Annotated in this window: 25 protein-coding genes and 1 pseudogene; 14 read left to right on the plus strand and 12 right to left on the minus strand. The window is 69.8% G+C overall.

The window, feature by feature from the left end; all coding sequences use genetic code 11:
* The first annotated feature begins 39 nt into the window (after window positions 1–39).
* Window positions 40–759: an alpha/beta hydrolase gene (locus tag ATL45_RS26250; RefSeq protein ID WP_093159403.1), complete on the plus strand. Its 720-nt coding sequence runs from the start codon at window positions 40–42 to the stop codon at window positions 757–759.
* Here the strand turns inward: ATL45_RS26250 and ATL45_RS26255 are convergent, their stop codons facing one another.
* The 5 genes and pseudogenes from ATL45_RS26255 to ATL45_RS26270 form a co-directional block, all read right to left on the minus strand.
* Entirely contained in the window at window positions 760–1779 is a 1020-nt protein-coding gene (locus tag ATL45_RS26255; protein WP_093159406.1) for a TerC family protein, read from the minus strand.
* 225 nt (window positions 1780–2004) lie between these two features.
* A complete protein-coding gene (locus ATL45_RS40070) occupies window positions 2005–2310 on the minus strand; it encodes a DUF998 domain-containing protein (RefSeq protein ID WP_256258593.1) in 306 nt (101 codons plus the stop codon).
* Between the two features lie 65 nt (window positions 2311–2375).
* A pseudogene (locus ATL45_RS40270) lies at window positions 2376–2675 on the minus strand (DUF998 domain-containing protein); the annotation flags it as partial.
* Entirely contained in the window at window positions 2573–3331 is a 759-nt protein-coding gene (locus ATL45_RS26265) for an ABC transporter permease (protein WP_093159408.1), read from the minus strand. The gene ATL45_RS26265 and the pseudogene ATL45_RS40270, both read right to left, overlap by 103 nt.
* A gap of 138 nt (window positions 3332–3469) precedes the next feature.
* On the minus strand, window positions 3470–4201 hold the full coding sequence (locus ATL45_RS26270) for an ABC transporter ATP-binding protein (RefSeq protein WP_093159411.1): 732 nt from the start codon (window positions 4199–4201) through the stop codon (window positions 3470–3472).
* A 112-nt stretch (window positions 4202–4313) separates the two neighbouring features.
* Between ATL45_RS26270 and ATL45_RS26275 the strand changes: the two genes are divergently transcribed.
* The 3 genes from ATL45_RS26275 to ATL45_RS26285 all read left to right on the plus strand — a co-directional run bounded on the left by ATL45_RS26275 (window position 4314) and on the right by ATL45_RS26285 (window position 7246).
* Window positions 4314–5417 carry a sensor histidine kinase gene (locus tag ATL45_RS26275; protein WP_211841291.1) on the plus strand — a complete coding sequence of 368 codons (1104 nt, stop codon included), beginning with the start codon at window positions 4314–4316 and terminating at the stop codon, window positions 5415–5417.
* A complete protein-coding gene (locus tag ATL45_RS26280) occupies window positions 5414–6061 on the plus strand; it encodes a response regulator (RefSeq protein WP_093159534.1) in 648 nt (215 codons plus the stop codon). The genes ATL45_RS26275 and ATL45_RS26280 overlap by 4 nt, the downstream gene beginning before the upstream one ends.
* A 315-nt stretch (window positions 6062–6376) precedes the next feature.
* Window positions 6377–7246 carry a glycerophosphodiester phosphodiesterase gene (locus ATL45_RS26285; protein ID WP_093159417.1) on the plus strand — a complete coding sequence of 290 codons (870 nt, stop codon included), beginning with the start codon at window positions 6377–6379 and terminating at the stop codon, window positions 7244–7246.
* A gap of 73 nt (window positions 7247–7319) precedes the next feature.
* Here ATL45_RS26285 and ATL45_RS26290 read toward each other — a convergent pair whose 3' ends face one another.
* Window positions 7320–8327: an AraC family transcriptional regulator gene (locus ATL45_RS26290; RefSeq protein WP_093159420.1), complete on the minus strand. Its 1008-nt coding sequence runs from the start codon at window positions 8325–8327 to the stop codon at window positions 7320–7322.
* Between the two features lie 115 nt (window positions 8328–8442).
* On the opposite strand from ATL45_RS26290, the gene ATL45_RS26295 reads away from it, so the two are divergent.
* The 7 genes from ATL45_RS26295 to ATL45_RS26325 all read left to right on the plus strand — a co-directional run bounded on the left by ATL45_RS26295 (window position 8443) and on the right by ATL45_RS26325 (window position 16186).
* A complete protein-coding gene (locus tag ATL45_RS26295) occupies window positions 8443–9411 on the plus strand; it encodes a TauD/TfdA family dioxygenase (RefSeq protein WP_170210355.1) in 969 nt (322 codons plus the stop codon).
* Between the two features lie 60 nt (window positions 9412–9471).
* Window positions 9472–10446: a quinone oxidoreductase family protein gene (locus tag ATL45_RS26300; RefSeq protein ID WP_093159536.1), complete on the plus strand. Its 975-nt coding sequence runs from the start codon at window positions 9472–9474 to the stop codon at window positions 10444–10446.
* A 193-nt stretch (window positions 10447–10639) separates the two neighbouring features.
* Window positions 10640–11515 (plus strand): TauD/TfdA dioxygenase family protein, encoded by an 876-nt coding sequence (locus tag ATL45_RS26305; RefSeq protein ID WP_093159424.1) that lies wholly within the window; start codon window positions 10640–10642, stop codon window positions 11513–11515.
* A gap of 46 nt (window positions 11516–11561) precedes the next feature.
* The gene (locus ATL45_RS26310) at window positions 11562–12614 is read left to right on the plus strand and encodes a beta-keto acid cleavage family enzyme (RefSeq protein ID WP_093159427.1); all 1053 of its coding nucleotides are present in this window, start codon (window positions 11562–11564) and stop codon (window positions 12612–12614) included.
* A 118-nt stretch (window positions 12615–12732) separates the two neighbouring features.
* Window positions 12733–14058, plus strand: coding sequence for an MFS transporter (locus tag ATL45_RS26315; RefSeq protein WP_093159429.1), 1326 nt, complete (start codon window positions 12733–12735; stop codon window positions 14056–14058).
* The gene (locus tag ATL45_RS26320) at window positions 14055–14630 is read left to right on the plus strand and encodes an RBBP9/YdeN family alpha/beta hydrolase (protein WP_093159539.1); all 576 of its coding nucleotides are present in this window, start codon (window positions 14055–14057) and stop codon (window positions 14628–14630) included. Before ATL45_RS26315 ends, ATL45_RS26320 begins: the two co-directional genes overlap by 4 nt.
* 26 nt (window positions 14631–14656) lie before the next feature.
* Complete coding sequence (locus tag ATL45_RS26325) at window positions 14657–16186, plus strand: long-chain-fatty-acid--CoA ligase (RefSeq protein ID WP_093159432.1); 1530 nt, start codon at window positions 14657–14659, stop codon at window positions 16184–16186.
* Between the two features lie 43 nt (window positions 16187–16229).
* On the opposite strand, the gene ATL45_RS26330 is transcribed toward ATL45_RS26325, so the two are convergent.
* The gene (locus tag ATL45_RS26330) at window positions 16230–17324 is read right to left on the minus strand and encodes a M20/M25/M40 family metallo-hydrolase (protein ID WP_093159434.1); all 1095 of its coding nucleotides are present in this window, start codon (window positions 17322–17324) and stop codon (window positions 16230–16232) included.
* A 12-nt stretch (window positions 17325–17336) separates the two neighbouring features.
* Entirely contained in the window at window positions 17337–18347 is a 1011-nt protein-coding gene (locus tag ATL45_RS26335) for a LacI family DNA-binding transcriptional regulator (RefSeq protein ID WP_093159437.1), read from the minus strand.
* A gap of 154 nt (window positions 18348–18501) precedes the next feature.
* Here ATL45_RS26335 and ATL45_RS26340 point away from each other — a divergent pair, with 154 nt between their 5' ends.
* The 3 genes from ATL45_RS26340 (at window position 18502) to ATL45_RS26350 (ending at window position 21379) form a co-directional block, all read left to right on the plus strand.
* Entirely contained in the window at window positions 18502–19242 is a 741-nt protein-coding gene (locus ATL45_RS26340; protein WP_246025870.1) for a glutamine amidotransferase, read from the plus strand.
* 98 nt (window positions 19243–19340) lie between these two features.
* The gene (locus ATL45_RS26345) at window positions 19341–20348 is read left to right on the plus strand and encodes a DMT family transporter (RefSeq protein WP_093159442.1); all 1008 of its coding nucleotides are present in this window, start codon (window positions 19341–19343) and stop codon (window positions 20346–20348) included.
* Complete coding sequence (locus ATL45_RS26350) at window positions 20345–21379, plus strand: phosphotriesterase family protein (RefSeq protein WP_093159445.1); 1035 nt, start codon at window positions 20345–20347, stop codon at window positions 21377–21379. Before ATL45_RS26345 ends, ATL45_RS26350 begins: the two co-directional genes overlap by 4 nt.
* A gap of 58 nt (window positions 21380–21437) precedes the next feature.
* Here ATL45_RS26350 and ATL45_RS26355 read toward each other — a convergent pair whose 3' ends face one another.
* The 4 genes from ATL45_RS26355 to couM form a co-directional block, all read right to left on the minus strand.
* Entirely contained in the window at window positions 21438–22766 is a 1329-nt protein-coding gene (locus ATL45_RS26355) for an MFS transporter (RefSeq protein WP_093159447.1), read from the minus strand.
* Window positions 22767–22807: 41 nt separating this feature from the next.
* Window positions 22808–24412: an acyl-CoA synthetase gene (locus tag ATL45_RS26360; protein ID WP_246025551.1), complete on the minus strand. Its 1605-nt coding sequence runs from the start codon at window positions 24410–24412 to the stop codon at window positions 22808–22810.
* A gap of 42 nt (window positions 24413–24454) precedes the next feature.
* Window positions 24455–25669, minus strand: a complete 1215-nt coding sequence (locus ATL45_RS26365) for a lipase family protein (RefSeq protein WP_093159452.1) — start codon at window positions 25667–25669, stop codon at window positions 24455–24457.
* Between the two features lie 107 nt (window positions 25670–25776).
* On the minus strand, window positions 25777–26241 hold the full coding sequence (gene couM, locus ATL45_RS26370; protein ID WP_093159454.1) for a p-hydroxycinnamoyl-CoA hydratase: 465 nt from the start codon (window positions 26239–26241) through the stop codon (window positions 25777–25779).
* Between the last annotated feature and the right edge of the window lie 46 nt (window positions 26242–26287).

Raw genomic sequence — 26287 nt, forward strand, 5'->3', positions numbered from 1 at the left:
GACCTGACACCGCCGGACCGGATCTGATCTCATGCGGATATGACTGAGGTTCCGTTCTTCCACGACGTCGAGCCGGTCCGGCGCGTCCGCGACGAAGTGATGGACGTCCACTACCCCGACGATTCGCACGCCGGGCCCCGTCCGGCGGTGATCTTCGTGCACGGCGGACCGGTGCCGGAGGACATGGAACCCCGTCCGCGCGACTGGGAGGGCTTCATCCGCTACGGCGCCCTGGTCGCGGCGTCCGGGCTGGTCGGGATCACCTTCAACCACCGCCTGCACTCCGACGAGCTCTACCCGGAGGCCTCCGACGACGTGGCCGCGGTGGTCGAGCGGGTCCGGGAGCTGGAGGCGGTCGACAGCGACCGCATCGCGCTGTGGTTCTTCTCCGGCGGCGGCCCGATCGGCGCGGCATGGCTGCGCGCCGCGCCGTCCTGGCTCCGCGCGGTCGGGTTCACCTACCCGGTGCTCGCCCCGCCGCCGGACTGGCCGGGGGACAAGCCGCGCTTCAACACCGTCGAGGCGGTCTCCGAGCACCCCGAGCTGCCGAAGCTGCTGGTGCGGGTCGGCAAGGACTTCGAGTTCTTCGTGCCCAGCCAGGACGCGTTCGTGCAGGAGGCCCGCAACGCCGGTGCCGATCTGGAAGTCATCGAGATCCCGCACGCCGAGCACGGTTTCGAGGACCACGGCGCCGATCCCGAAGCCCGCGAGGCCGTCGACCGCGCGGTGAGCTGGTTCGTGAAGAAGCTGGCCGGGTGATCACCGCTCGTCAGTGCTCTCCGGTGAGTCCACCGGGGAGGGGTGCGCCCGCAGCGAGCCCGGGTGGGCCTTAGCGGTCGGGTCGCGGTGGGTCTTGATCAGGCTCGCCACGGTCACGACCGCCAGCACCGCGATGATCACGAGCAGGCTGATCGACGTCGGGATCTCCGGGACGCGCTCGTCGATGTCCACGTGCGCCCAGTGCAGGATCAGCTTGACGCCGATGAACACCAGGATCAGCGCCAGCCCGGTCGAGAGGTAGACCAGGCGCTCCAGCAGGCCCTTGACGAGGAAGAACAGCGCGCGCAGGCCGAGCAGGGCGAAGGCGTTGGCGGTGAAGACGATGTAGGCCTCGGAGGTCACGCCGAACACCGCCGGGATCGAGTCCAGCGCGAACAGCAGGTCCACGCTGCCGATCGCGATCAGCACGATGAACATCGGGGTGACCATCCGCCGCCCGTCGACGCGGGTGGTCAGCTTGCCGCCGACGTACTCGCCGGACACCGGCAGGACCCGGCGCGCGGCGTTGACCACGGCGTTGTTCTCGACGTCGGGGTCCTCGTCGCGGTGCCGGAACAGCTGCACCGCGGTGTAGATCAGCAACAGGCCGAAGACCAGGAACATCACGGAGAACAGCGACAGCAGCGTCGCACCGATCGCGATGAAGATCGCGCGCATGATCAGCGCGAGCACGATGCCGAAGGTCAGCACCTTGTGCTGGTGCTCCTCCGGCACCGCGAAGGTGGTCATGATGATCACGAAGACGAACAGGTTGTCGACCGAGAGGCTCTTCTCGACGAGGTAGCCGGCGAAGTACTCGGTGCCGAACTGCCCGCCGTACTCCATCGAGAACCAGATGCCGAAGAGGATCGCCACCAGCACGTAGCCCACCGACCACGCGGTCGCCTCGGCGAAGCCCACCCGGTGCGGGCGCAGCCACGCCATGACCAGGTCGACGGCCAGCAGCGCGATGATCAGTGCGACGGTGAGCACCCAGGTCAGCGCGGTGATTTCGAGCACGGCCCCTCCGCTGGCGTTCGGGTGTTGTCGATCTGTCGGCGATCAGCGTAAGCACGGACCTCGCGCCCCGCTCGTCGACCGCACGATGGCCGCAGGCTACCGGATCATCGCCGATTTGTCCGGTTGGTCGTGATCAGTCCCTTGTGGACGAATGTGCTGGCCGGAGCTCGCGGTCAGGGTGAAGCCGGTGAGCAGCTGGCCGCGAGCGGTAACAGGACCACCAGCTCAGATCGGGGCGAAGACCACGGCGAGCTGGCCCAGTCCCGCGATCAGCGCGATGCGCTGCCAGCGGCCGGTGAGCGGGTCGTCGCGCTCCCAGGCGGTAGCGAATCTAATAGTCGCGAACACCGCGACGACCAGCCCGATCGCCGACACGATGCGCACCGGCGCGGCGAGATCGCTCAGCGTCGCGGTGAGCGCCACCACCGGCATCCCGCCGAACACCACGGCACCGGCCTGCTCGTGCCGCGCATGGCCCTTGGAATACGCCTCCGGAGTGGTGTCCGGCGTGCCGGGCGGGTAGCCGCGCATCTGGTCCAGATTCCCGACGCGACGAGAGCGATGCCGAGCACCGCGATCCCCAGCGCCAGCATCGGCGCGGCACTCCAGACCCCGAGTGCTCCGACGGTGATGCAGAGCCCGCTGATCAGGAAGTTCGCCGTCTGCAGCCAACCGCGCGGGCCGAGGGCCAGCGCGCTCACCGGGTGCCGCCGGGGCCGGTAGCCCGGTCGCGTCCAGCCGTCGATGCCGAACACGACCAGGAAACCGACGCACGCCGCGGCACCCAGCGCGGTCAGCGGTCCCACCGGAACAGCAGCGCGGAGGCGGTGGTGCCGAGCACTGCGGTCACCGCGAGGCTCACCAGGCTCGCCGTCGCGACCGCCTGACCGGCCCACGCCGCGGCGAGGGCCTGGACGCTCGCGCCGAAGGGCAGCACCTGGCCGATCTGCGCCACGGTGTCGCCGAGCCCGCCCGTTCCGCCGAACAGGCCGCCGAGCGCCCCGAGCGCGAAGAACAGGACGAGACCGATCGCGACGGAGGAGTTCGGCGTCGGCGCGACCGAGGCGACCACCATGCCCAGCGCATACATCGCCGCGACGGACAGCGCGAGCACGCCGAGCGCGATGCCCAGGTCGCGCGGTGGCTGCGCGCCGAAGGCCAGCACGGCGATGCCGAGGGCCGCAGCGGTGCCGAGCAGCACCTGGGCGAGGCTGACGACGACCTGCGCGACGAGCACCATCAGCGGCGACGCCGGGGTGACGGCGAGCCTGCGCAGGACGCCGGTCTTGCGGTAGGTCGCCAGGGAGCTCGGCATGTTGATGAGGCCGAGCATCGCGATGACGATGGTGAGCACGAGCGGCAGCACGAACGCTTCGAGCGCGGTGAGCCCGGCCCCGACCTCCTCACCGCCGGCGCCGGCGGCGTTCATGATCAGGATCAGGATCGGCATGCCGAGCGGCACGATCAGCCCGGCGGTGTCCCGGACGACCATCTTCAGCTCGCTGCGGATCAGCAGCGCCCAGGCCCGCGGCCCGACCCGGTGCGCGGTCATGCGCAGTTCCGCCTCTCCGCGATTTTCAGCGGTGGTTGCGTTCGGGATGTATCTCGCGTTCTGCGGTTTCTTGTGGCTGGGTTGCATCACGGTCCCCTGAGGTTTGGTTGGGCAGGACTTCGGTTGGCACAAGGGGTGTCATGTGACTCCGTCCTCGACGTGGCGGCCGGTCAGCGCCACGAACGCCTCTTCGAGACTGCTCGTCCCCGACTTCGCGACCAGCTCGGCCGGGGTGCCGAGCGCGATCAGCCGCCCGGCTGCCAGCAGCGCGACCCGGTCGCAGAGCTCCTCCACCTCGTCCATCGCGTGGCTGACCAGGATCACCGCTTCCTCGCGCAGCGAGGCGATGGAAGCCCAGATGCGCCGCCGGGCGCGCGGATCGAGCCCGGTGGTGAGCTCGTCGAGCACGACCACCTTCGGCCGCCCGGCCAGGGCCAGGGCGATGGACAGCCGCTGCTGCTGCCCGCCGGAGAGGCGGTCGAACCTGGTGCCGCGCTTGGCGGTGAGCTCGACCATCTCCAGGAGCTCGCCCGCCGGGCGGGGGTCCGGGTAGAAGCTGCGGTACAGCTCGACGAGCTCGGCGACGGTGAGCGAGTCGTGCAGCCGGGCCTCCTGGAGCTGGACGCCGAGCAGGTGCCGGACGGCGCGGCGGTCGCGCTGCGGATCCAGCCCCAGCACTCGGACCCGCCCGCCGTCCGGGGCGCGCAGACCGGCGATCATCTCCACCGTGGTCGTCTTGCCCGCGCCGTTGGTGCCGAGGATGCCGAACACCTCGCCGGGCGCCACTGAGAACGAGATGTCCTGGACGGCGACGCTGTCGCGGTAGCGCTTGTGCAGGTGCTCGACGAGCACCGCCGGGTTGCCTGTCATGCCGCTGACGCTAGGAACGGCGGGCGGGTGCGCACATGTGCCGCTGGTCAGTGATCAGGACCATGACTTTCGGCACCTGCCCGCGGCCCGCGGCCGACCGTAGGCTGGCGCGATGCGAGGTCTCGGTGCGGAAGGCTGGTCCGGAATCGCCATGCTGCTGGTGTCGGCGGGCGTGGGCCTTCCGGTGCTCGTCGGCGCGGTGGACCCGGAGCTGCCCCGTCCGATGTGGACAGCGGCGTTCGCGGCGATCTTCGTCGCCGTGTGGTTCCTGCTGACCTCCGAGCGCCGCAACGTCCGGTTGGGCTGCTTCGCCTCGGCCACCGCGCTGGCCTGGCTGACGGTGCTGACCGCGCCGGACGCCGGGCTGATGCCGGTGCTGCTGGTGGTGATCGCGGCGCTCGGACCGGAAGTCCTCGGCATGCGGGCCAACTTCGCGGTGGTGCTGCTGAACACCGCGGTGATCGTCGCGAGCATGGTGGTGCGGGACCTCGGCGCCGCGGATCTGTGGATTTCCGGTGGGTTCTACCTGCTGATCCAGGTCTCGGCCGTGCTCAGCGTGCTGGCCATCGGCCGGGAGAAGCGGATGCGCCGGGAGCTGACCGAGGCGCACGTCGACCTCCAGGCCGCGACGGTGCTGCTCGGCGAGTCGGCGCGATCGACCGAGCGGCTGCGGATCGCCCGGGAACTGCACGACCTCGTCGGCCACCAGCTCACCGTGCTGACGCTGGAGCTGGAAGCGGCCCGCCACCGCGACGGCGAGGCCGGGCGCGAACACGTCGAACGAGCGAACTCCGTGGCCCGCGCGCTGCTCGCGGACGTGCGCGCGACGGTAGGCGAGATCCGCGCGGCCCCGGCGGGTTCGCTGGCCGACGCGCTCGCGGAGATCGGCCGCGCGGTGCCGGGGCTGGACGTGGCGGTCGACGTGGCCGCCGATGTGGAAGTGGACGAGGAGCAGATGACGGTGCTGGTGCGTGCGGTCCAGGAGATCGTCACGAACGCGCTGCGGCACGCCGGTGCGAAGGAGCTGTGGGTGCTGGTCGAACGCGACGGGACGAAGGTGCGGCTCACCGCGGGCGACGACGGGCGCGGCGCATCGCCGGTGGTCCCCGGCCACGGCCTGCGCGGCCTGGCGGAGCGCTTCGCGAACGCAGGCGGCGACGCCGAATTCGACGGCAGCAACGGCTTCCGGGTGGCGGCATGGGTGCCGGCCCGATGACGCGGGTGGTGGTCGTCGACGACCAGACCCTGGTCCGCCAGGGCATCGTGACGCTCCTGGAACTGGCCGGCGTGGAGGTGGTGGGCCAGGCCGACGACGGCGCGGCGGCCCTCGACGTCATCGAGCAGCAGGAACCCGACGTGGTGCTCCTCGACCTGAGGATGCCGCGCCACGACGGGATCTGGACCCTGGAACGCCTCCGCGAGCGTGCCTGCCCGGTCCCGGCGCTGATCCTCACCACGTTCGACGACGACACCCTGGTCCTGGACGCCCTGCGCGCCGGAGCACGCGGCTACCTGCTCAAGGACGTGACCGTCGAGCAGCTGGCCCGAGCGGTGCGAACGCTGGCCGACGGTGGAACCCTGATCGCCCCGTCCATCACCGACCGGCTGCTGCGCGCGATCCAGGACGGCCCGGCACCGGTGGGCGCGGAATCGCCGGTGGCGATCCAGGAGCTCACCGGCCGGGAGCTGGAGGTCCTGCGCCTGATGGCCGAGGGCTACAGCAACCGCGAGATCGCGGCGGCCCTGAACCTGGCGGATGGAACGGTGAAGAACCACGTCTCCACGATCCTCCTGAAACTAGCGGCCAGAGACAGGACCAACGCAGTCCTCAGAGCCCTCCACGACGGCCTCCTCCGCTGACGGTCGCCGAATCCGCGTTCCGTTTCGGCAGGTGGTGGCCCGTGAGTGTTTTGTGCGGCCATAGCGACACAAAGCACTCACGGGGCGGTGCCGTCCGATCAGGACCGATCCGATCGGCCTGGAACAACTTCCGTGCGGGCGATGACCTCCGGTGATCGTCCGCGCGCGCACGGTGTCCGGATCGGTCCACTGTGTACTCATGAGGCCGAAGGTTCACGTCGGGGACACCCGTTGGTCCGGCGGTGATCACGCGGGCGATGGGTGCGGCGACCAGGATCTGATCGACGTTTCGGACAAAGCAGACGAGGAGTTCGCATGTTGCGCCGGACCGTGGTTGCCGCGGCAGCCGCACTGGTGGCCTCGATCGGCCTGGCACCCGCAGTGGTCGCCGCGCCCGTCGCCACCGCCGCCAAGACCGATGTGGCCACCATCGCCCACCGCGGGGCATCCGCGTACGCGCCGGAGAACACCCTCGCCGCGGTGCGGCTCGGGGTCCGGATGCGCGCGGACCTGGTCGAGATCGACGTCCAGCAGACCAAGGACGGCGAGCTGGTCGTCATCCACGACAACACGCTGGCGCGCACCACCGACGCCGAGCAGAAGTTCCCGGACCGCGGGCCGTGGCGGATCTCCGACTTCACCCTCGCCGAGATCCGCACCCTGGACGCCGGTTCGTGGAAGGCCCCGGAGTTCGCCGGTGAGCGCGTCCCGACGCTGGCCGAGGTGCTCGACGTGCTGCAGCGCGGACCGTCGGGCCTGCTGCTGGAGGCGAAGTCGCCGGAGCTGTACCCGGGCATCACCGAGCGCATCGCCGACGAGCTCCGGGCGCGGCCGTCGTGGGTCCGCCCCGACCACAAGGCCCGCAACCTGGTGGTGCAGAGCTTCAACTGGGACTTCATCCGCGACTTCCACGACCTGCTGCCGGGCGTGCAGGTGGGCGTGCTGGGTGCGCCGTCCGTGGACCAGCTCGCCGAGGTGGCCACCTACTCGAACCAGGTCAACCCGAACCACGCGCAGGCCACTCCGGAGTACATCGCCGCGGTCCACGCGCACGGGATGAGCATCAACCCGTACACGGTCAACGACGCGCCGCTGATGCGGACGCTGATCGACCGCGGGGTGGACGGGATCATCAGCGACCGCCCCGACGTGCTCCGCGAGGAGATCGGCAAGGCGCGACGCTGACACCACCGCCGAGCGGGCCGTTCCCACCGGGAGCGGCCCGCTTCGCCGTTCTCGGGCGCGAGGCTCCGGTTGGTCAGTCGGAGTTGCGGTGCCGGGACCGCCACTGGCTGGGGCTGCAGGCGAAGTGGGCGCGGAACCAGCGGGAGAAGTTGCCCGGTGAGGAGAACGACAGCAGGTCGGTGATCTCGGTGAAGGTGTAGCGCTGGTTTCCCACCAGGTTCGCGGCCAGCTCCGCCCTCGTCGCCTGCAGAAGCGATGAAAACGTCTCGCCGGCGTCGGCGAGTTGCCGGTGCACCGTCCGCCGGTCCACGCCGAGGCTGCGCGCGACCTGCTCGACCGAGCACCGGCCGGTGGGAAGCAGGAGCTCGATCAGTTCCCGGACCCGCTCCAGCGCGGAGGTGTCCTTCGGTGTCTCCAGGGAATCGAGGAACTGGTAGGCGTAGGTGCGCATGAGCGGATCCGACATCTTGTTGGGCGCGTCGAGGTCGTGCTCGTAGAACGTGATCCCGTTGAAGTCCTGCTCGAACTTGAGCATCGAGCCGAATACCCGCTGGTGCGTGGTGGGGTCCGCAGGTGCTCGGTGGGCGAAGCATACGGCGACCGGCTGCCAGAGCGGCCCGAGGAATCCGCGCAGCAGCCGGTGCAAGGTGCCCAGGGCGAGCTCTGCCGCCTGCCTGGTCTCGGTCTGATCGCCCAACTCGAACGCGACGCGGACGGTCGCCAATCCGTTCAGCACGGCCATTCGCATCCGCAGCGCTTCGTTGTACATGTGCTCGTGGCGGAGGAGGATCGTCAGTGCGCTGCGGACGTCCGGCTCCTCGCGGATGACCAGGCTCAGCGGCCCGAGGTTGGCGAAGCGGCGGCGTTCGGCCAGCAGCAGCCCGAAGTCCTGGTGCCCGGAGATCGCCGCCGAACGTTCGAGGAGCAGTGCGACGGCCGCGGCGGGAATCCACCGGTCCTGGACCGCGATGCCCGCCGGATCGAGCCCGGCCTCCCGCATCATCCGTGCCGGTTCGATGCCCAGGGCGCGGCTGACGTCGACGTAGCTGTTCAGCGCTGCGTAGCGAGCCAGCGGCTTCATGACAGGCCTCCGCGATGTCCCGAAATGATCAGCATTCCGTCCCTGGAGGATAAGCCGTCGCCGTTACCGACGCCTAATGTCGCTTCCATCACAGCCGATCCGGATGGAGGACGTCATGGCCGAAGTCGCGGTGGAGTCCGCTCCCGTCGACGTGCTGCGCGAGCCGTGCCGGGCGGCGTGGAAACCGGCTGACCTCGGTGCCGAGTGGCAGTTCGGACTCTCCCCGGTCCACCTCGGCGAGGTCGAGTCCGCGCTGCGAGCGGTGCGGAAGTACGGGATTTCGCTGCTGAACCTCACCCGCGATCGGTTTCCCCTTCCCTCGCTCGGGTTCGAGCTGCAGCGCATCGCACGCGAGTTGGAGTTCGGGCGCGGTTTCGCGGTGCTCAAGGGCCTTCCGGTGTGCCGTTACGACGTGGCCGAGATCAACACGATCTTCTGGGGAATGGCCCAGCACCTGGGCGTTCCGGTCTCGCAGGACGCCTTCGGCCGCAAGCTCGCCCGTGTCCGGTGCGAGCAGGAACTGCGGACCGGTGGGTCCGATGTGGTGGCACTGCTGGGTTCGGGTGGGTGGAGCACCGTCGTCAGCTCTGCGGCGCTGTACAACGAGATCCTCCGCCGCGATCCCGCCCTGGTCGAGCGGATGTACCGGCGGTTCCGGTTCGACCGGTGGGGTGAGCAGCTTCCCGGCGAACCGCCGTACCGCTCGGTCCCGCTGGCGTGCTGGTACGAGGGAAAGCTGAGCTTCCGCTACGCGCGCCGGGACATCGAGTCGGCACAGCGCTTCCCGGGTGCGCACGGGCTGGAGCCCGCCGACGTGGCGCTGTTCGACCTGATCGACGAGCTCGCGGAGGAGTTCCGGTTCGAGTTCGACGCCGAACCGGGCGACATCCAGCTGTTCAACAACTACTCGGTGCTCCATGCGCACTCCGGTACGGCGGCGGCGGAGCTTCCGCGCCGGTTGTGGCTCACGCTCAACGACGGGCGTCGATTGCCAACCGAATTCACCTGGGGGACAGGCGGATACGGCGCTCCGCGCGGACGTGGCGGAGTGGAACCACGGGACATCGTCGATCCCGGGAACTGACCGGAAGAACACCAGGACGTGGCCGTGGCACCCGAGTGCCCGGCCGGGACGGAGAAGGTCATGGCGAAAGCCGTTCGCTTCCACCAGACCGGTGGACCGGAGGTCATGCGGTGGGAGGAGGTCGACGTCGCCGATCCCGGGCCGGGCGAGGTCCGCATCCGCCACCACGCGGTGGGGCTGAACTTCGCCGACACCTATTTCCGCACCGGTCTCTACCCGGCACCGCTGCCTGCTGGGATGGGCGTGGAGGCGGCGGGTGTCGTTGAGGCCGTCGGTGACGGGGTGCGGCACATCGGGGAAGGCGATCGGGTCACCTACACCGGCAGCCCGCTCGGCGCCTACAGCACCGAGCGCGTGATGCCCGCCGGGCCGTTGATCCCGTTGCCGGACGAGATCGGCTTCGACACGGCCGCGTCGATGACCATGCGCGGGCTCACCACGGCTTACCTGCTGCGCCGCATCCACCCGCTGCGCGAGGGCGACACCGTCCTGCTGCACGCTGCGGCCGGCGGTCTGGGACTGATCTTCCTGCAGTGGGCGAAACTGCTGGGGATCAACGTGATCGGCACGGTCTCGACAGACGAGAAGGCCGCGGTCGCTCGTGCCCACGGTTGTGACCACGTGGTGGTCTACAAGCGCGAGGACGTGGCCGAGCGGGTCCGGGAGATCACCGGTGGTGCGGGAGTTCCGGTCGTCTACGACAGCATCGGCGCGGCCACCTACCAGAGCTCGCTCAACTCGCTGGCCCGCCGAGGGCTGCTGGTGTGCTTCGGTACCGCATCCGGCCCCGTCCCGCCCATCGACGCGATGCAGCTCGCGGTCCGGGGATCGGTGTTCGTCACCCGCCCCGCGCTCGCCGACTACATCGCCGATCCGGTCGAGCGCGCCGAGCTGGCGGGAGAGCTGTTCGACCACGTCGCCACCGGGCGGATCCGGATCGGGATCAACCAGCGCTACGCCCTCGAAGACGCGGTGCAGGCGCACCGAGACCTGGAATCGGGCCGCTGCGCCGGATCTTCGGTCTTCTCGCTCTGAACCACCGGCCCGTGGCAGAACAGCCATGAGCAGCCCAGATCAGCCCTGAGTTGTGGTCCCGAGTCCTGCTCAACCGCAGCTCAGGGGCCGTGATGCAACCCAGCCACAAGAAACCGCCCAACGCGAGATTGCTCACGAACGCAACCACCACTGTGAATCGCGGAGAGGCGGAACAGGGAGAGGCGGTACTGCCATGTCCAGCGCGGTCCGGACGACCACGATCAGGCACGAGAAGCTCACCTGCACCATCGGCGCCGAGCTGTTCGACGTCGACCTGGGTGAGGTGGCGCGCGACGACGAGCTGTTCGCCGAGCTGCGGTCACTGCTGCTCCGGCACAAGGTCCTGTTCCTGCGGGACCAGGACGTCAGCCGTGCCGACCACGTGTCCTTCGCCCAGCGCTTCGGCGCGCTCGAAGATCACCCGGTGGCCGGCAGCGATCCGGACCACCCGGGGCTGGTGCGGATCTACAAGGACCTCGACAGCCCGGCCGAGCACTACGAGAACGCCTTCCACTGCGACGCGACCTGGCGTGCCGAGCCGCCGATGGGCTGCGTGCTGCGGTGCGTGGAAGGACCTGAGGTCGGCGGCGACACCATCTGGGTCGACATGGCCGCTGCCTACGAGAAGCTCCCCGCCCACGTCAAGAGCCAGATCGCGGGACTGCGCGCCCGGCACAGCATCGAGGCGAGCTTCGGCGCTGCGCTGCCGGTGGAGCAGCGCCACCAGCTGAAGGCCCGCTACCCCGACGCGGAGCACCCGGTGGTGCGCACCCATCCGGAGACCGGTGAGCAGATCCTGTTCGTCAACGCCTTCACCACGCACTTCGTCAACTACCACACGCCGGAGAACGTCCGCTTCGGCAGCGACTACGCCCCCGGTGCGAGCAACCTGCTCAACTACCTGGTCGCCCAGGCGGCGATCCCGGAGTACCAGGTGCGCTGGCGGTGGACGGAGAACAGCGTCGCGATCTGGGACAACCGCTCCACGCAGCACTACGCGGTGCAGGACTACTGGCCCGCGGTCCGCAAGATGGAACGCGCCGGAATCACGGGCGACCGGCCGTTCTGACCTCCGCCGAGATCTCGAAGCGCCACCCGGACAAGGAGAAGAACGCATGCACTTCCACGACGATTCGCTGTTCCCGGAGAACCAGGAGAAGCTCGTCATCACGGCGGCGCCGTACGGGCCCGAGTGGGAGCCCGACGACTTCCGGGAGGACCTTCCGCTGACGATGGACGAGCACGTCCAGCAGGCGGTCGACTGCTACAACGCCGGCGCGACGGTGCTGCACATCCACGTGCGCGAGCTCGACGGCAAGGGATCCAAGCGACTGTCCAAGTTCAACGAGCTGCTGGGCAGGCTGCGCGAAGCCGTCCCGGACATGATCCTGCAGGTCGGTGGCTCGATCTCCTTCGCGCCGGAAGGCGAGGGCGCGGAGGCCAAGTGGCTCAGCGACGACACCCGGCACATGCTGGCCGAGCTCGACCCGGCTCCGGACCAGGTGACCATCGCCATCAACACCAACCAGATGAACATCATGGAGCTGATGACCGCCGACGACATCGCGGGCACGTCGCTGACCCGCCCGGCGGTGGCCGAGGCCTACCGGGAGATGTTCGTGCCCGCAGGCCCGGGCTGGGTCGAGGAGCACCTGAAGCGGCTGCGCGCGGCCGGAATCCAGCCGCACTTCCAGCTGGCCAGCATCCCGCAGCTGGAAACCGTCGAGCGGCTGATGCGGCGCGGTGCCTACACCGGACCGTTCATGGTCACCTGGGTCGGCATCGGCGGCGGGTTCGACGGCCCGAACCCGTACAACATGATGGAGTTCGTCCGGCGCTGCCCCGACGGCGCGGTGCTGACGCTGGAAACCCTGATGCGCAGCGTGCTTCCGGTCAACGCGATGGCCATCGCGATGGGACTGCACGTCCGGTGCGGCAACGAGGACACCATTTGGGGCCGCAAGGGCGAGAAGAAGACCTCGGTCCAGCAGATCGAGCAGCTGGTGCGCATCGCGGGCGAGCTCGGCCGCGAGGTGGCCACCGGCAAGGAGGCCCGCGAGATCTACCGGATCGGTGAAACCTACGCCGACGCCGAGGAAACCCTCGCCAAGGTCGGGTTCGCCCCGAACCGCAAGCCCGGTCAGGTCGGTTTCACCCACCACGCCTAGCACCGGTCACCCACCGGTCGCCAGGGGGTAACAGCCGGGGCGCGGAGCCCTACCGGGATCCGCGCCCCGGCGCTCCACCAGGAGGACATCGCAGGCAAGAGCCAGTCGAGGAGTGACAATGAAGTCGCACGCTCCGTCCGCTCCGCAGCTGCCCGGCCGGGCAGCTCCCGCCAGATCGCGGATCTACCCGTGGATCGTCTTCGCCCTGACCTTCGGGCTGCTGCTGTCGGACTACATGTCCAGGCAAGTCCTCAGCGCGGTGTTCCCGTTCTTGAAAGCCGAGTGGGGGCTGTCGGACTCCCAGCTCGCCTCGCTCACCAGCGTGGTGGCGATGATGGTCGGCCTGCTCACCTTCCCGCTGTCGATCCTCGCCGACCGGTGGGGACGGGTCCGCAGCCTGGTGCTGATGGCAGTGGTGTGGAGCGCGGCGACGCTGCTGTGCGCGATCGCCACCGACTACGGGCAGATGCTCGGTGCGCGATTCCTCGTCGGAGTGGGAGAAGCGGCCTACGGCAGCGTCGGAATCGCGGTGGTGCTCAGCGTGTTCGCGCCACACGTCCGCGCCACGCTGGGCGGTGCGTTCATGGCCGGTGGCTCGTTCGGTTCCACGATCGGTGTCGCGCTCGGCGGCATCATCGCGGTCCAGTTCGGCTGGCGCTGGGCACTGGCGTTCATGGCCGCCATCGGACTGGTCCTGGTCGTGCTGTTCCGCTTCGCCGTCACCCAGCGGAAGCTGGACCGCTACCAGCACGGGCCCGAGCCCGAGGAACCGAAGACGGGCCGCGCACCGCTATCCAGCTTGTTCTCCAACACTTCCGTGATCTCCGCCTACGTCGGCAGCGGGCTGCAGATGTTCGTCGCCGCCGTGCTGCTGGCCTGGACGCCCAGCTACCTCAACCGCTACCACGGCATGGGCCCGGATCAGGCCGGTGGCGTCTCTGCGGTTCTGGTCCTGCTCATCGGTGCCGGGATGATCGTCTGCGGGGCCATCACGGATCGGGTGAGCCGACGGTGCCCGGAGCGCAGGTGGACCACCTCGATCGGCTACGGCGCGGCGGCCGCGGTTCTGATGGGAATCGGTTTCCAGCTACAGGAAAGCACTTTCCAGCTGGTGGTGATCGGATGCGGCGCGTTCTTCTCGGCCGGGGCGTCCGGTCCCGCCACCGCGATGGTCGCCAATCTGACCCACACCTCGTTGCGGGCCAGCGGATTCGGGTCGCTCACCCTGGCCAACAGCCTGCTGGGACTGGCCGCGGGCCCGTTCGCGATCGGACTGCTGGCCGACGGACTCGGCCTGCTCGGCGCGCTCCAGCTCGCCCCGCTGGCCTACCTCGGAGCCATCGCGGCCCTGCTGATCGGAAGACGCCGCTACCCGGCCGCACTGCGGAAACTCGCGGCACTCGACCAACGCGCTGCCGGAGCGCGGGATTGGAGCAGGAGTTGAACGACCACGAGATCCCGACCACGGTGATCGTCCCGGGCCTGCGCGACCACGTCGCCGAGCACTGGCAGACCCACCTCGCCGGGACGCTGCCGAACACCCGCACCGTGCCTCCCCTCGAACACGACAAGCTCAGCCGGGCGGCCCGTGTCGCGGCACTGGACCGCGTGGTGTCGGAGATCGTCGGTCCGGTCGTCCTCGTCGCGCACAGCGCCGGAGTGCTGATCACCGTGCACTGGGCGCAGCGGCACTCCCGGCCGATCCGGGGTGCTCTGCTGGCGACTCCGCCCGACTTCGAGTCGCCGCTGCCGGACGGCTACCCGGCACCGGACGAGCTGAGCGACAACGGCTGGCTTCCGGTACCGCGGAAACCGCTGCCGTTCCCCAGCATCGTCGTGGCCAGCACGAACGATCCGCTCGCCCGCCTGGCGCAGGTGGCCGACATGGCCCGGGACTGGGGCGGTCGGTTGGTGGACGCCGGTGCCGTCGGGCACCTCAACCCGGCTGCGGGCTACGGCCCCTGGCCGCCTGCCGAGGAGTTCGTCCGGGAGCTGGGCCGGATGGACGAGAACTGATCCGCAACCTCATTTAGGAGATCCGAGTGCTGAACCTGGCCGTGTTCCTGGACGACTCCGTCCGCAGACATCCGCATCGCGAGGCTCTGGTGTGCGGTGACCGACGGCTGACCTACGCGGAGGTCGGCGCGCTCGCCGACCGGGTCGCGGGGCTTCTGGTGTCGCGGGGAATTCGGCCCGGGGACCGGGTGGCGATCACCTGCCCGAACCTGCCGGAGTTCGTCGCCGCGTACTACGGGATCCTCAAGGCCGGGGCAGTGGTCGTACCGCTCAACGTGCTGCTCAAAGAACGGGAGATCGCCTATCACCTCAACGATTCCGGTGCCCGGGCGTACTTCTGCTTCGAAGGTTCTGCGGGGATGCCGACGGGTGAGTGCGGTCGCGCGGCCGCGGACCGCGCCCCGGAGTGCGCGAACCTGTTCATCATCACCTCGGATCCCGAGGCGGCTTCTCCGATCGAGGGGACCGAGAGCTTGGCTCAGGCGTTGGACAGCCATGCGGAGTTCGCAACGGTGGTGCGGGAATCGACCGATACCGCGGTGATCCTCTACACCAGCGGCACCACCGGACAGCCGAAGGGCGCCGAGCTCAGCCACGCGAACATGGTGCTCAACGCCCTGACGGCGAACCAGCTCTTCGACAGCACGCCGGCCGAGCGCGACACGCACCTGGTCGCTCTGCCGCTGTTCCACTCCTTCGGGCAGAGCATCAACATGAACGCGGCTTTCTCCGTCGGCGCGAGAATGGTCCTGATGCCGCGTTTCGAGGCAGGCGCGGCGTTGGACGCGATGGCACTGGAGGGCGTCACCGTGTTCGCGGGCGTGCCGACGATGTACTGGGGTTTGCTCGATGCGCAGGGGAGTTCCGGCGCCGAGAACCTGCGGCTGGCCATCTCCGGTGGTGCGGCGCTGCCGGTGGAGATCCACAAGCGGTTCGAGGAGCGCTTCGGCGTCCGGATCCACGAGGGCTACGGCCTGTCCGAGACCTCGCCGCTGGCCATCTTCAGCCCACCGGGGCAAGACCCGCGGCCGGGGTCGATCGGCCTGCCGGTGTGGGGAATCGAGGTCGAACTGGTGGACGAGCAGTGGAACGCGGTGGACGGAGGAGTCGGTGAGATCGCCATCCGCGGCCACAACGTCATGAAGGGTTACCTCGCGCGGCCGGAGGCGACCGCCGCGGTCATGCGCGACGGCTGGTTCCGCACCGGCGATCTCGCCCGTCGCGATGCCGACGGCTTCTACTACATCGTCGACCGGGCGAAGGACATGATCGTCCGCTCCGGGTTCAACGTCTACCCGCGGGAGGTGGAGGAGGTGCTGATGAGCCACGAGGCCGTGTCCCTGGCCGCGGTGGTCGGCGTCGCGCACGACAGCCGGGGCGAGGAGATCAAGGCCTTCGTGATCCGGGCGGACACCGCGCACGTCACCGAAGCCGAGCTCATCGCGTGGTCCAGGGAACAGCTGGCGAACTACAAGTATCCGAGGCTGGTCGAGTTCGTCGACTCGCTGCCGATGACCGCGACCGGCAAGGTCCTCAAGCGCGAGCTCGGCAGGTGAGTGCGCGAACCGGTTGGAGCCGGCTCGCGCACTCACGGCGTGATCAGCCGCGGATGGACGACCAGTTGGTCAGGAGGCGGGTGAGCGCTTCGGTGGTTTCGCGGGTGGCCGCGACCGAGCAGGTCTCGTCGCTGACGTGGGCCTGGTCGGGGTCGCCCGGGCCGTAGACGATCACCGCGGGGGAGCCGAGCGCCGGGGCCAGGACCGAGGCGTCGGTGAAGTAGGTGGCGTACTCCGGTCGCTGGTCGGGGTTCCCCGGGTGCAGCGCCGTCACGATCGCCCGGGCGAGCGGGTCCTCGGCGCTGGTCGCCACGCCCGGGAGGTCCAGGTCGGCGGTGATCTCGGTGCCGGGCAGGGCCAGTCCGGCGATCGCGGCGCGCGCGTCGTCGGCGGTGAACTCCGGCGTGGTGCGGATGTCGAGCACCAGCTCGGCGCGGTCGGGCACCAGGTTCGGCTGCACGCCGGAGTGGAACGAGCCGACGTTGACCGTGGCCGGGCCGTGCGTCGGGCTGACCGGCCAGCCCTCGTTGCGGTGGATGCGCACCGCAGTTTCGGCGAGCGCGGCCAGCGCGTTCTCACCGAGCTCGGGACGGGATCCGTGCGCGCTGCGGCCGTGCGCGGTCAGCCGCAGCCACAGAACTCCCTTGTGCCCCAGCACGATCCGGTTCGCCGTGGGTTCGGCCACCAGCAGCGCGGGGCTCGGGATGAGCTCGGGCAGCAGGGATGCGCCTTCGCAGCCGGTCTCCTCGCCGAAGGTGAACACCAGCTGCGCGGAGAGTTCCTCGGGAGCGGTGCGGGCGGCCCGCACCGCGGCCGCGACGATCGCCGCCACGCCGGCCTTCATGTCGCTGCTGCCCCGGCCGCGCAGCCGGTCGCCGTCGATCTCGCCGCTGTGCGGGTCGAACGACCACGTGGCCGGGTCGGCGGGAACGGTGTCGAGGTGCCCGGTGAGGGTGATCGGCGTGCCGGTGCCGAAGCGGGCGACGAGGTTCGCGCGGCCGGGGCGCGGCTCGTCGACGGTGACCGCGAAGCCCGCGTCGGTGAGCAGCGGCGCGAGCAGTTCGGCGGCGGCCTTCTCACCGGCCGCGCGGGTGTCGAGGCGGATCAGTTGCTGGGCGAGCTCGATGGGATCGGGCACGGGTCCTCCGGATCAGTGCTGGGGTGGGACCGCGGAACCGCGGATGACCAGTTGCAGCGGGAGATTCCGCCGCACGGTGCCGCCGCCGGGATCGGTGATGCGGGCGTGGACGAGCTCCAGCGCGCCGCGGGCGAGTTCGGCGACGGGCTGCTGCAGGGTGGTCAGCTTCGGGCGCAGCCATTCGCCGACCCGGATGCCGTCGCAGCCCACCACTGAGAGGTCCTCGGGGATGCTCAGGCCGTGCAGCTCGGCGGCGCCGAGGACGCCGACCGCGGCGATGTCGCTGCCGATGAACACCGCGGTGGGCGGCTGCGCGGCTCCGGTCAGGTACGGGAAGGTGCTCGCGCCGAACTGCTCGGTGTAGGGGCCGTGCAGGATCAGGTCCTCGTCGACGTCCAGCCCGGCGTGCTCCATCGCGTCGCGGTAGCCGCGCAGCCGGTCGCGGGTGGTGGACAGCTCCCGCGGCCCGGCGATGTGCGCGATGCGCCGGTGGCCGAGCTGCGCCAGGTAGGCGGTGGCCTGGTAGGCGCCGCCGTAGTTGTCCACGCCGATGGTGTCCACGCCGGTGGTGTTGGCGATCTCCTCGTCCAGGACGACCACCGGGAGCCCGTCGGCGATGGCCTGGAGCAGCCGCGGGTTCTCGCGGTGCATCCCGACGTAGATCATCCCGTCGATGTCCTCGGTGCCCGCGACGAAGTCGCTGACCTTGGCCTCGCGCTGCGCCTGCCTGCCGGTGACGCCGATGACGAGCGAGGCGCCGCTGACGGCGGCCGCGGTGGCGATCTCCTCGGCCAGCGCGGCGAAGAACGGGTTGGCCAGCTCCGGGACGATCAGCGCGATGACCGGCGCGTGCTCGCGCGCGCCGTCCGCGGTGGCCGCCGGACGCACCTCGTAGTGCAGCTCCCGGACGGCGGCGTCGATCCGCGCGGCGGTCTCGGGCTGCACCTTCAGCTGGCCGCGCAGGTATCGCGACGCCGTCGAGGTCGACACTTGCGCACGTTGCGCAACGCGCGTCAACGTCATCCGCGCCCCTTCCGTCGAGTGCTCTGGGTGCAGTGTATCGGCAAGTCGGCGCAGGTGGGCTCTTGACGGCGGGTTCGGCGCGGATTAGTTTGCGCAACACGGAGCGCAAAGTTTGCGCAACATCGTTCCAACCGGGGAGGCGGAATTGAGCCGCGTGCTGCTGGCCGGGGAGTCCTGGGTGGCCAGGACCACCGACGTCAAGGGCTTCGACGCCATCGACCGAGCCCAGCTCGAAATCGGCGCCGAGGCGTTGCTCGCCGCGTTGCGCGGAGCGGGCCACGACGTGGTCCACCTGCCGTCGCACCTCGTGGCGACGGACTTCCCCGCGTCGCTCGACGAGCTCGGCGAGTACGACGTGGTGATCCTGTCGGACATCGGCGCGAACTCGTTGCTGCTGCACCCGCAGGTGTTCAACCAGGGGCGCCGGTTCCCGAACCGGCTCAAGCTGCTGGCCGAGTGGGTGCGCGGTGGCGGCGGGCTGGCGATGGCCGGCGGCTACCTCAGCTTCCAGGGCTTCCAGGGCAAGGCGAACTTCCACGACACGCCGATCGAGGAGGTGCTGCCGGTGGAGATCCTGCCCTACGACGACCGCGTGGAGAGCCCCGAAGGCGTCTTCGGCGAGCTCACCGGCACCGAGCACCCGGTCACCGCGGGCCTGGACCAGCAGTGGCCGGTCCTGCTCGGCTACCAGAAGCTGACCGCCAAGCCCGACGCGACGGTGCTCGCCACCGTCGACTCGCGCCCGTTGCTGGCGGTGCGCACCGAGGGCGCGGGCCGCACCCTCGCTTTCGCCTCGGACATCTCGCCGCACTGGGCGCCGGCCGAGTTCCTGGAGTGGGACGGGTACCGTCGGCTGTTCGACCAGGCGGTCACCTGGTTGGCCGGCGACCGGTAGTCCATCCGGGCCCTGCCGGCAGCGTGCGGCAGGACTCATCCAGAGCAATCCGCAGCAACCCACCGGTGCAGCGAGGACGACAAAGGAGTCGCACCGCCATGACCAACACGCCCGCCCCCGAGCTGAGCCCGCCGGCCACGTCCGGCCGAGCGGCCCGGAGCGCCACCACGACCGTCCTGGTGCTGCTGACGGTGCTGGCAGGCATGCTCAGCCCGATGCAGTCCGCGGTCAACGGCGCGCTCGGCGCGACCGTCGGCGACGGCAACAGCGCCGCCGTGATCTCCTTCGGCAGCGGCCTGGTGCTGATGCTGGTGATCGTGTTCGCGCGGCCCGGCACGCGCAAGCAGGCGCTGAGCATCCCGCGCCTGATCCGCAGCAAGCGCATCGGCTGGTGGAACTACCTGGCCGGGCTGTGCGGCGGCGCGGTGGTGCTCTCCGAGGGCGTCTCGGTGGGCGTGCTCGGCGTCGCGGTCTTCCAGATCACGCTGATCGCGGGCCTGGTCATCTCCGGGGTGATCTGCGACCGGATCGGCGTGACCGCCACGGTCAAGCAGCCGATCTCGGTCACCCGCGGTCTCGGCGCGCTGCTGGCCGTCGCGGCCACCGCGGTCACCATCTCGCCGAACTTCCACGTGCCGCACGCCATCGCGCTGGCCGTCCTGCCGTTCGTGGCGGGCCTGCTGGCCGGGTGGCAGCCGGCCGGCAACGCCGCCGTGGCGCGGGAGACCGGTTCGATGCTGGTCTCGATCACCTTCAACTTCCTGGTCGGGTTCGTGGTGCTGCTCGCCGGGCTGCTGGTCCGGTTGGCGCTGGGCACCGGGCAGTTCTCGCTGCCGCCGACGTGGTGGATGTACACCGGCGGTGTGCTGGGCCTGCTGTCCATCGGCTTCATGGCGCTGCTGGTGCGCGGGCTCGGGCTGCTGCTGCTCGGGCTGGGCTCGGTGGCCGGTCAGCTGGTCGGTTCGCTGCTGCTGGACCTGGTGGTGCCCTCGGTCGGGCACCCGATCCACCTGGCCACCGTGATCGGCACGGTGCTCGCGCTGATCGCCGCCGGGATCGGGATGATCCCCTCGCGCAGCGCGGACGGAGCGGGAGCCGCGCGATGACCGGCGCCGTGCAGACCGTCACCGGCCCGGTGCCCGCGGCCGAGCTGGGACTGGTCCTGCCGCACGAGCACCTCTTCAACGACCTGTCCGGGGTGCGCGACGAACCCAGCTACGGGTTCAGCGAGTTCCTCGTGGACCGCGCGGTGGACGCCGGGGCCGCGTGGGCGCTGCGGCACGACCCGTACTGCTGCGCGGACAACCTGGCCGCCAAGCCGGTGGCCGATGTGATGGGCGAGATCGCGGCCTTCCAGGCGGTGGGCGGCCGGACCATCGTCGACGCCACCTCCAGCGCCGCGATCGGCCGGGACCCCGACAAGCTGGTCGAGGTGGCGCGGCGCACCGGCCTGAACATCGTGATGGGCTGCGGCGCCTACCTGGAGAAGTTCGAGGGCGAGCGCATCGCGGCCCGGGCGGTCGAGGCGCAGGCGGCGAGCATCGGCGAGGAGCTGGCAGGCGGTGTCGGCGAGCACCGCGCCCGGCCGGGGATCATCGGCGAGATCGGGGTGTCGCCGGACTTCACGCCGGCGGAGCGGGCCTCGCTGCGCGCTGCGGCGCTGGCCCAGCTCGACCACCCGGGCGTCCCGCTGATGATCCACCTGCCCGGCTGGCAGCGCCGCGGCGGCGAGGTGCTGGACGTGGTGCTCGGCGAGATCGGCGTGGCGCCGGATCGCGTCGTGCTCTCGCACATGGACCCGTCGGCGGCGGACACCGCGTACCAGCTCGGGCTGGCCGAGCGCGGGGTGTGGCTGGAGTTCGACATGATCGGCATGGACATCACGTTCCCGAAGGAAGGCGCCTCGCCGTCGACCGCGACGACCGCGGCAGGCGTGGCCGAGCTCGTCGCGGCCGGTCACGGCGACCAGGTGCTGCTCAGCCACGACGTCTTCCTGAAGCAGATGTGGACGCGCCACGGCGGCAACGGTTTCGCCTACGTCCCAACGATCTTCGCCGAGCAGCTGCGCGCGCTCGGCGTCGACCGGGTCGAGGCGCTCACCCGCACGAATCCGGCCGCCATGCTCTGCGGCCGGTAGCGGTGGAGCACCGAGGTCCGCCGACGTGCGCGCACCGCAGGTCGGCGGATCCGGCGTTCTAGACGGCGGTCAGGTCGTTGTCCTTGGTCTCGCGGGTGCAGAGCAGGACGATGCCGCTGAGGATGCCGAGCGCGATGATGAATCCACCCACCGGGATGATCGAGCTGCCCGAGGACGCGTACAGGGAAGCCAGGATGACCGGCGTGAACCCGCCACCGAGCAGGGTGGCGATCTGATAGCCCAGCGACGCCCCGGTGTAGCGGGTGCGGGTGCCGAACTGCTCGGCGATGTAGGCCGCCATCGGCCCGTAGGTGGCGCCGTGGCAGAAGGTGTACAGGATGAAGGCGAGGGAGACGAGGGCGAGGTCGCCCGTGGTGAGCATGTGGAGCATCGGATAGACCAGGACGATCATCGCGGCGAGGCCGAAGAGCATCACCGGGCGCCGGCCGAGCCGGTCGGACAGCCGGGCGTAGCCGAGGATGAAGAAGATCGCGAAGAACTGGCCGATCGCGTAGCCGAGCAGAGCATCTGGCCTCGGCGTGCCATGTTCGACGGCGTAGGTGATGCCGAAGGTGGTGAACGCGGTCTGCAGGGCGAAGCCGGCCAGGCACGCGAACGCGGCCAGCATCACGACCTTGGGGCGCCGGAGCACTTCGATGATCGGCGGGGCGTCCTTCTTCTCGGTGCGGTCGGCGTCGGCCTGCTCGGCAGCTGCTTGGAAGATCGGGCTTTCCGAGACCTTGGCGCGGACGAAGAGGCCGATGGCGAGCATGACGGCCGAGAGCAGGAACGGGATGCGCCAGCCCCACCGCATGAACTCGTCTTCGGGCAGGAGGGCGAACAGCGTCATCACGAGTGTGCCGAGCACGGCGCCGGTGGGGGCTCCGGCGTTGGTGAATGCGGCGAGGTAGCCCCGTTTTCGCGGTTCGGCGTGTTCGAGTGCCATGAGCGCGGCTCCGCCCCATTCGCCGCCGATGGCGATGCCCTGGAGCACCCGCAAGGTGACGAGGATGATCGCTGCCCATGGGCCGATCATCGAGGCGGGGGGAACGAGGCCGATGAGGACGGATGCGGTGCCCATGACGGTCATGGCGAGGACGAGCATCGCCTTTCGCCCGGCCCGGTCACCGAAGTGTCCGAAGAGGACGCCGCCGAAGGGGCGTGCCAGGTAGCCCGCCGCGAACGTGCCGAGCGACGCGATCGTGCCGACCGCGGGGGGCAGGTCGGAGAAGAACACCGGGCCGAACACGAGCGACGCGGCGGTGCCGTAGAGCAGGAAGTCGTAGTACTCGAGGGTGCTGCCGAGGTAGCTCGACAGCACGACTCGGCGCGCTTCTTTGGCGCGTTCGGGTGCCGAGAGGTGCTCGGCCGCATCGGCAGCGGGCATGAGGCTCCTTCGATCTGCCGGAGTGGTCCGGGGAAGGTGGATCAGGCGAACTGGCTTCGAAGCCGGTCCTTGCGGATCTTGCCGGTGGCGTTGCGGGGGATTTCGTCGATCACGACAAGCGATCGGGGGATCTTGTACTTGGCCAGCCGGGGCGTGAGGAACTCGACGAGCTGGTTGTGGTCGAGCTCGTACCCGTTGTCCAGCACGACGGCGGCGCATCCCACCTCGCCCCACTTCTCGTGCGGCACGCCGAAGACCGCGCAGCCGGTGACTCCCGGCATTTCGAGGATCGCCGCCTCGACTTCGGCGGGGTAGATGTTCTCGCCCCCGGAGATGATCAGGTCTTTGAGCCGGTCCACGATGGCGACGAATCCGTCGGCGTCGGCGACCCCGATGTCGCCGGAGCGCAGCCATCGCTCGTCGGTGAAGGCATCGGCGGTGGCGTCCAGGCGATTCCAGTAACCCCGCATGACGTTCGGGCCGCAGATCTGGATCTCGCCGCGTTCGCCGGGTGCCACCTCCCGTCCGTCGGCATCGACGATCCGGACGTCGGTGAAGAAGTGCGGAACACCCGCCGTGCCGAGTTTGCGCTCGACGTCGTCCGGGGTGAGTATCAGCGCGCCCGGGCCGGTCTCGGTCAGGCCGTAGCCCTGACAGATCTTGATCCCGCGCTCGGCGTAGGTGCGCAGCGTGCGTGGCGGGACGGGGGCCGCGGCAACGACCACCCGCCGGATCGCACTCAGGTCGGCCGCCTTCCAGGCCGGGTGGGCGCTGAGCGCGTCGAACATGGTCGGCACGCCGAAGGTGTAGGTGATCCGCTCGCGTTCGAGCACTTGCAGGATCCGGCCCGGTTCGAACCCCTCCTCGATGACCACGTTGCCGCCTTTGAGTAGCGTCGGCAGGGCCACGAAGTCCAGGGCGGCGGTGTGGAACAGCGGTGCGCACACCAGCGCCGTCTCGTGGCTGTCCAGGTCGAGGTCGATGACGGCGTTCATCACGGAGAACACGATGTTGCCGTGGGTGAGCACCACACCTTTGGGACGGCCGGTGGTGCCGGAGGTGTACATGATGAAGCACGGATCGTCGTGGGATACCGGCTCGTCGATGCGGGACGAGTCGGCGGCTGCGATCAGCGCCTCGTAGCCGACCGCCTCCGGGTCCGCGCCGTCGAGCACCACGCGGGTCGCCGCACCGGCAGCGGACCGCGCGATCTCGCCGAGCGCCTCGGAGTGGATGAGCACTGCGGCGCCCGAGTCGCGCATCGCGTACTCCACTTCGGGTGCGGTGAGCCGGGCGTTGAGCGGCACGAAGATCGCATTGAGCAGGCCGGAGGCGAACAGCGCTTCGAGATAGGCCGGGTGGTTCGTGCTCAACAGCGCGACGCGGTCTCCGCTGCCGACACCGAGCGAGCGCAGCGCGTGTGCCAGCCGGGTGACCCGTTCGTCGAGTTCGCGGTAGGTCGTGGCGCGCCCGCGGAAGGTGATCGCGGTCTTGTCGGAGGAGAGGCGGGCGCGGCGGTAGGGCCAGGTACCGGTGCCAACGTTGCGCAATGCGGTAGGCCTCCTTCGGGATGTCTCGGGCCGGACGGACGGGTAGGCCTGCAGTCGGTGATATACGGCCGGGGCCGGGCTCCGGTCGTAGATCACCGACCGGAGCCCGAGCGTCGAACAGTGCGATGGACTGATGGATCAGGCCTGGGAGCAGTTGCCCGGTGCCGGTTCGCCGGCGAACCGGTCGGCTGCCCAGGCAGGGAACTGCTCGGTGGCCTCCGGGACGACGGACTCGTGGTCGAGTCCGTCGAATTGGTGGTAGTCCACTGAGGACCCCGCCTGGCACAGGGCCGTGCGTTCCCGGCTCGTCAGCTCGACCGGGGTCGTCGTGTCGGCCGAGCCCTGGTAGATCACGAAAGGCATCGAGCCTGCGGGGCGGAAGTCGTCCACCGCGGCGAGTGCCTGCTCCCAAGCGCTGTCGGGGGCCAGCGCGCCCGGCTGGTAAGGGTCGCGCAACGTACTAGCGCTGTCCCAGATGTCGAAGCACCCATCGGCTAGCGCGGGAAGTTGCTCCATGGCCTCGCCGGTGAGGAAGTCGCTGTAGCGCAGGTGCGGATAAGCGGCCTTGATGCCGGGCAGCGTCGAGATCACGTACCCGGCCAGTTCCGGGCTCTGCATCGAGTTGTGGGTCAGATCGAGGATCCGGACAGCCGGTGCGATGAGCGCGGCTCCCAAGCCCTCGAACTCCGGGGCGTAGGTTCGTGCGATCGATTCGACGTGCATGGTCGTCTGACCGCCTTGCGACCAGCCGTACTGGACGAATCTGTTGGACGCGTTGAGCTCGGGGAGATTCTGCACGGCGCGCAGCACGTCCAGGGAGGCCCGCGCGTTGTCCTGGCCGACCATGTAGTGGGAGGGACCAGGCAGTGCTTGCCCGGGGTAATCGCTCATCGCGACGACACGGCCTTGGTCCAGCAGTTCCCGGATTCCCGGCACGCGGGACCGATCGCCCTCGCCCAGGCTCCTGCGGGAGGGCGCGCAGGCGTCGGCGAGTCCGGTTGTCTCGTGGTTCCAGAGCACCACGTCCCGCGGCGTGTCGCTCCTGCCCAGTGGCACGTAGATCTCGCCGGAGACGTACTTCTTGACACCGGGCTGGATCTCCGAGACGTAGACGACGTTCCACCCCCGGGCATCGCTGGGCGCATCGGAGCGCGGCTGGACCCAGTAGATGTCGCCGGGCTTCGCCGTCTCCGGAGGCTGCTCGTGGACGTCCCAGAACGTCGTTCCGGCCGGTCCGGGCCTGGCCGACGGCGAGTCCTCCTTCGGTTCCGCACTGCTTGCGCTGATGGTCGCGGTGAAGGCCATCGCGGCCACCGAGGTCGCGACGGCGGCCTTGGCGAAGACTGACCTCATTCGCGGTTGTTCGACTGGCACATTTCTCTCCACATTCCTTGAGGTACTTCGACTGGCTAGCTCCTGATGCGAGAGTGCTCGGCGCAGCGGGTCGGTTCAGCTTCCGGCTACTCGAAGAAGCGGTAGACCGCCTCCACCACCACCGCGGGCCGCTCAGCGCCTTCGAGCTCGATCTGGCCGTCGACGGTCAGCTGCACGCCACCCTTCGGCAGGTCCTCGACCTTCTTCAGTGTGGCGTTCAACCGCACCCGGCCACCGGAGGGGACGGGGTTGGTGAACCGGACCTTGTTCAGCCCGTAGTTCACGGCCGTGGTCACGCTGTCGACCTTGAGCACCTCGTCCCACATCGGGATGATCAGCGAGAGCGTCAGATAACCGTGCGCGATCGGTTCGCCGAACGGGCTCTCCGCCCGAGCGCGCTCGGGATCGACGTGGATCCACTGGTGGTCGTCGGTGGCGTCGGCGAACATGTTGATCCGGTCCTGGGGCACCTCGATCCACGAGCTGGTTCCCAGCGGTTTGCCCTCGAGAGGTTTGAGATCGGCGAGGGCCGCGACGCGAGTGGTGGACATGGGACTCCTGTCGGTGTGCGATGTGAGCGACGCGTGGTGCGGCTGT

The organism is Saccharopolyspora antimicrobica (genome assembly GCF_003635025.1).
Taxonomy (GTDB): Bacteria; Actinomycetota; Actinomycetes; order Mycobacteriales; family Pseudonocardiaceae; genus Saccharopolyspora; species Saccharopolyspora antimicrobica.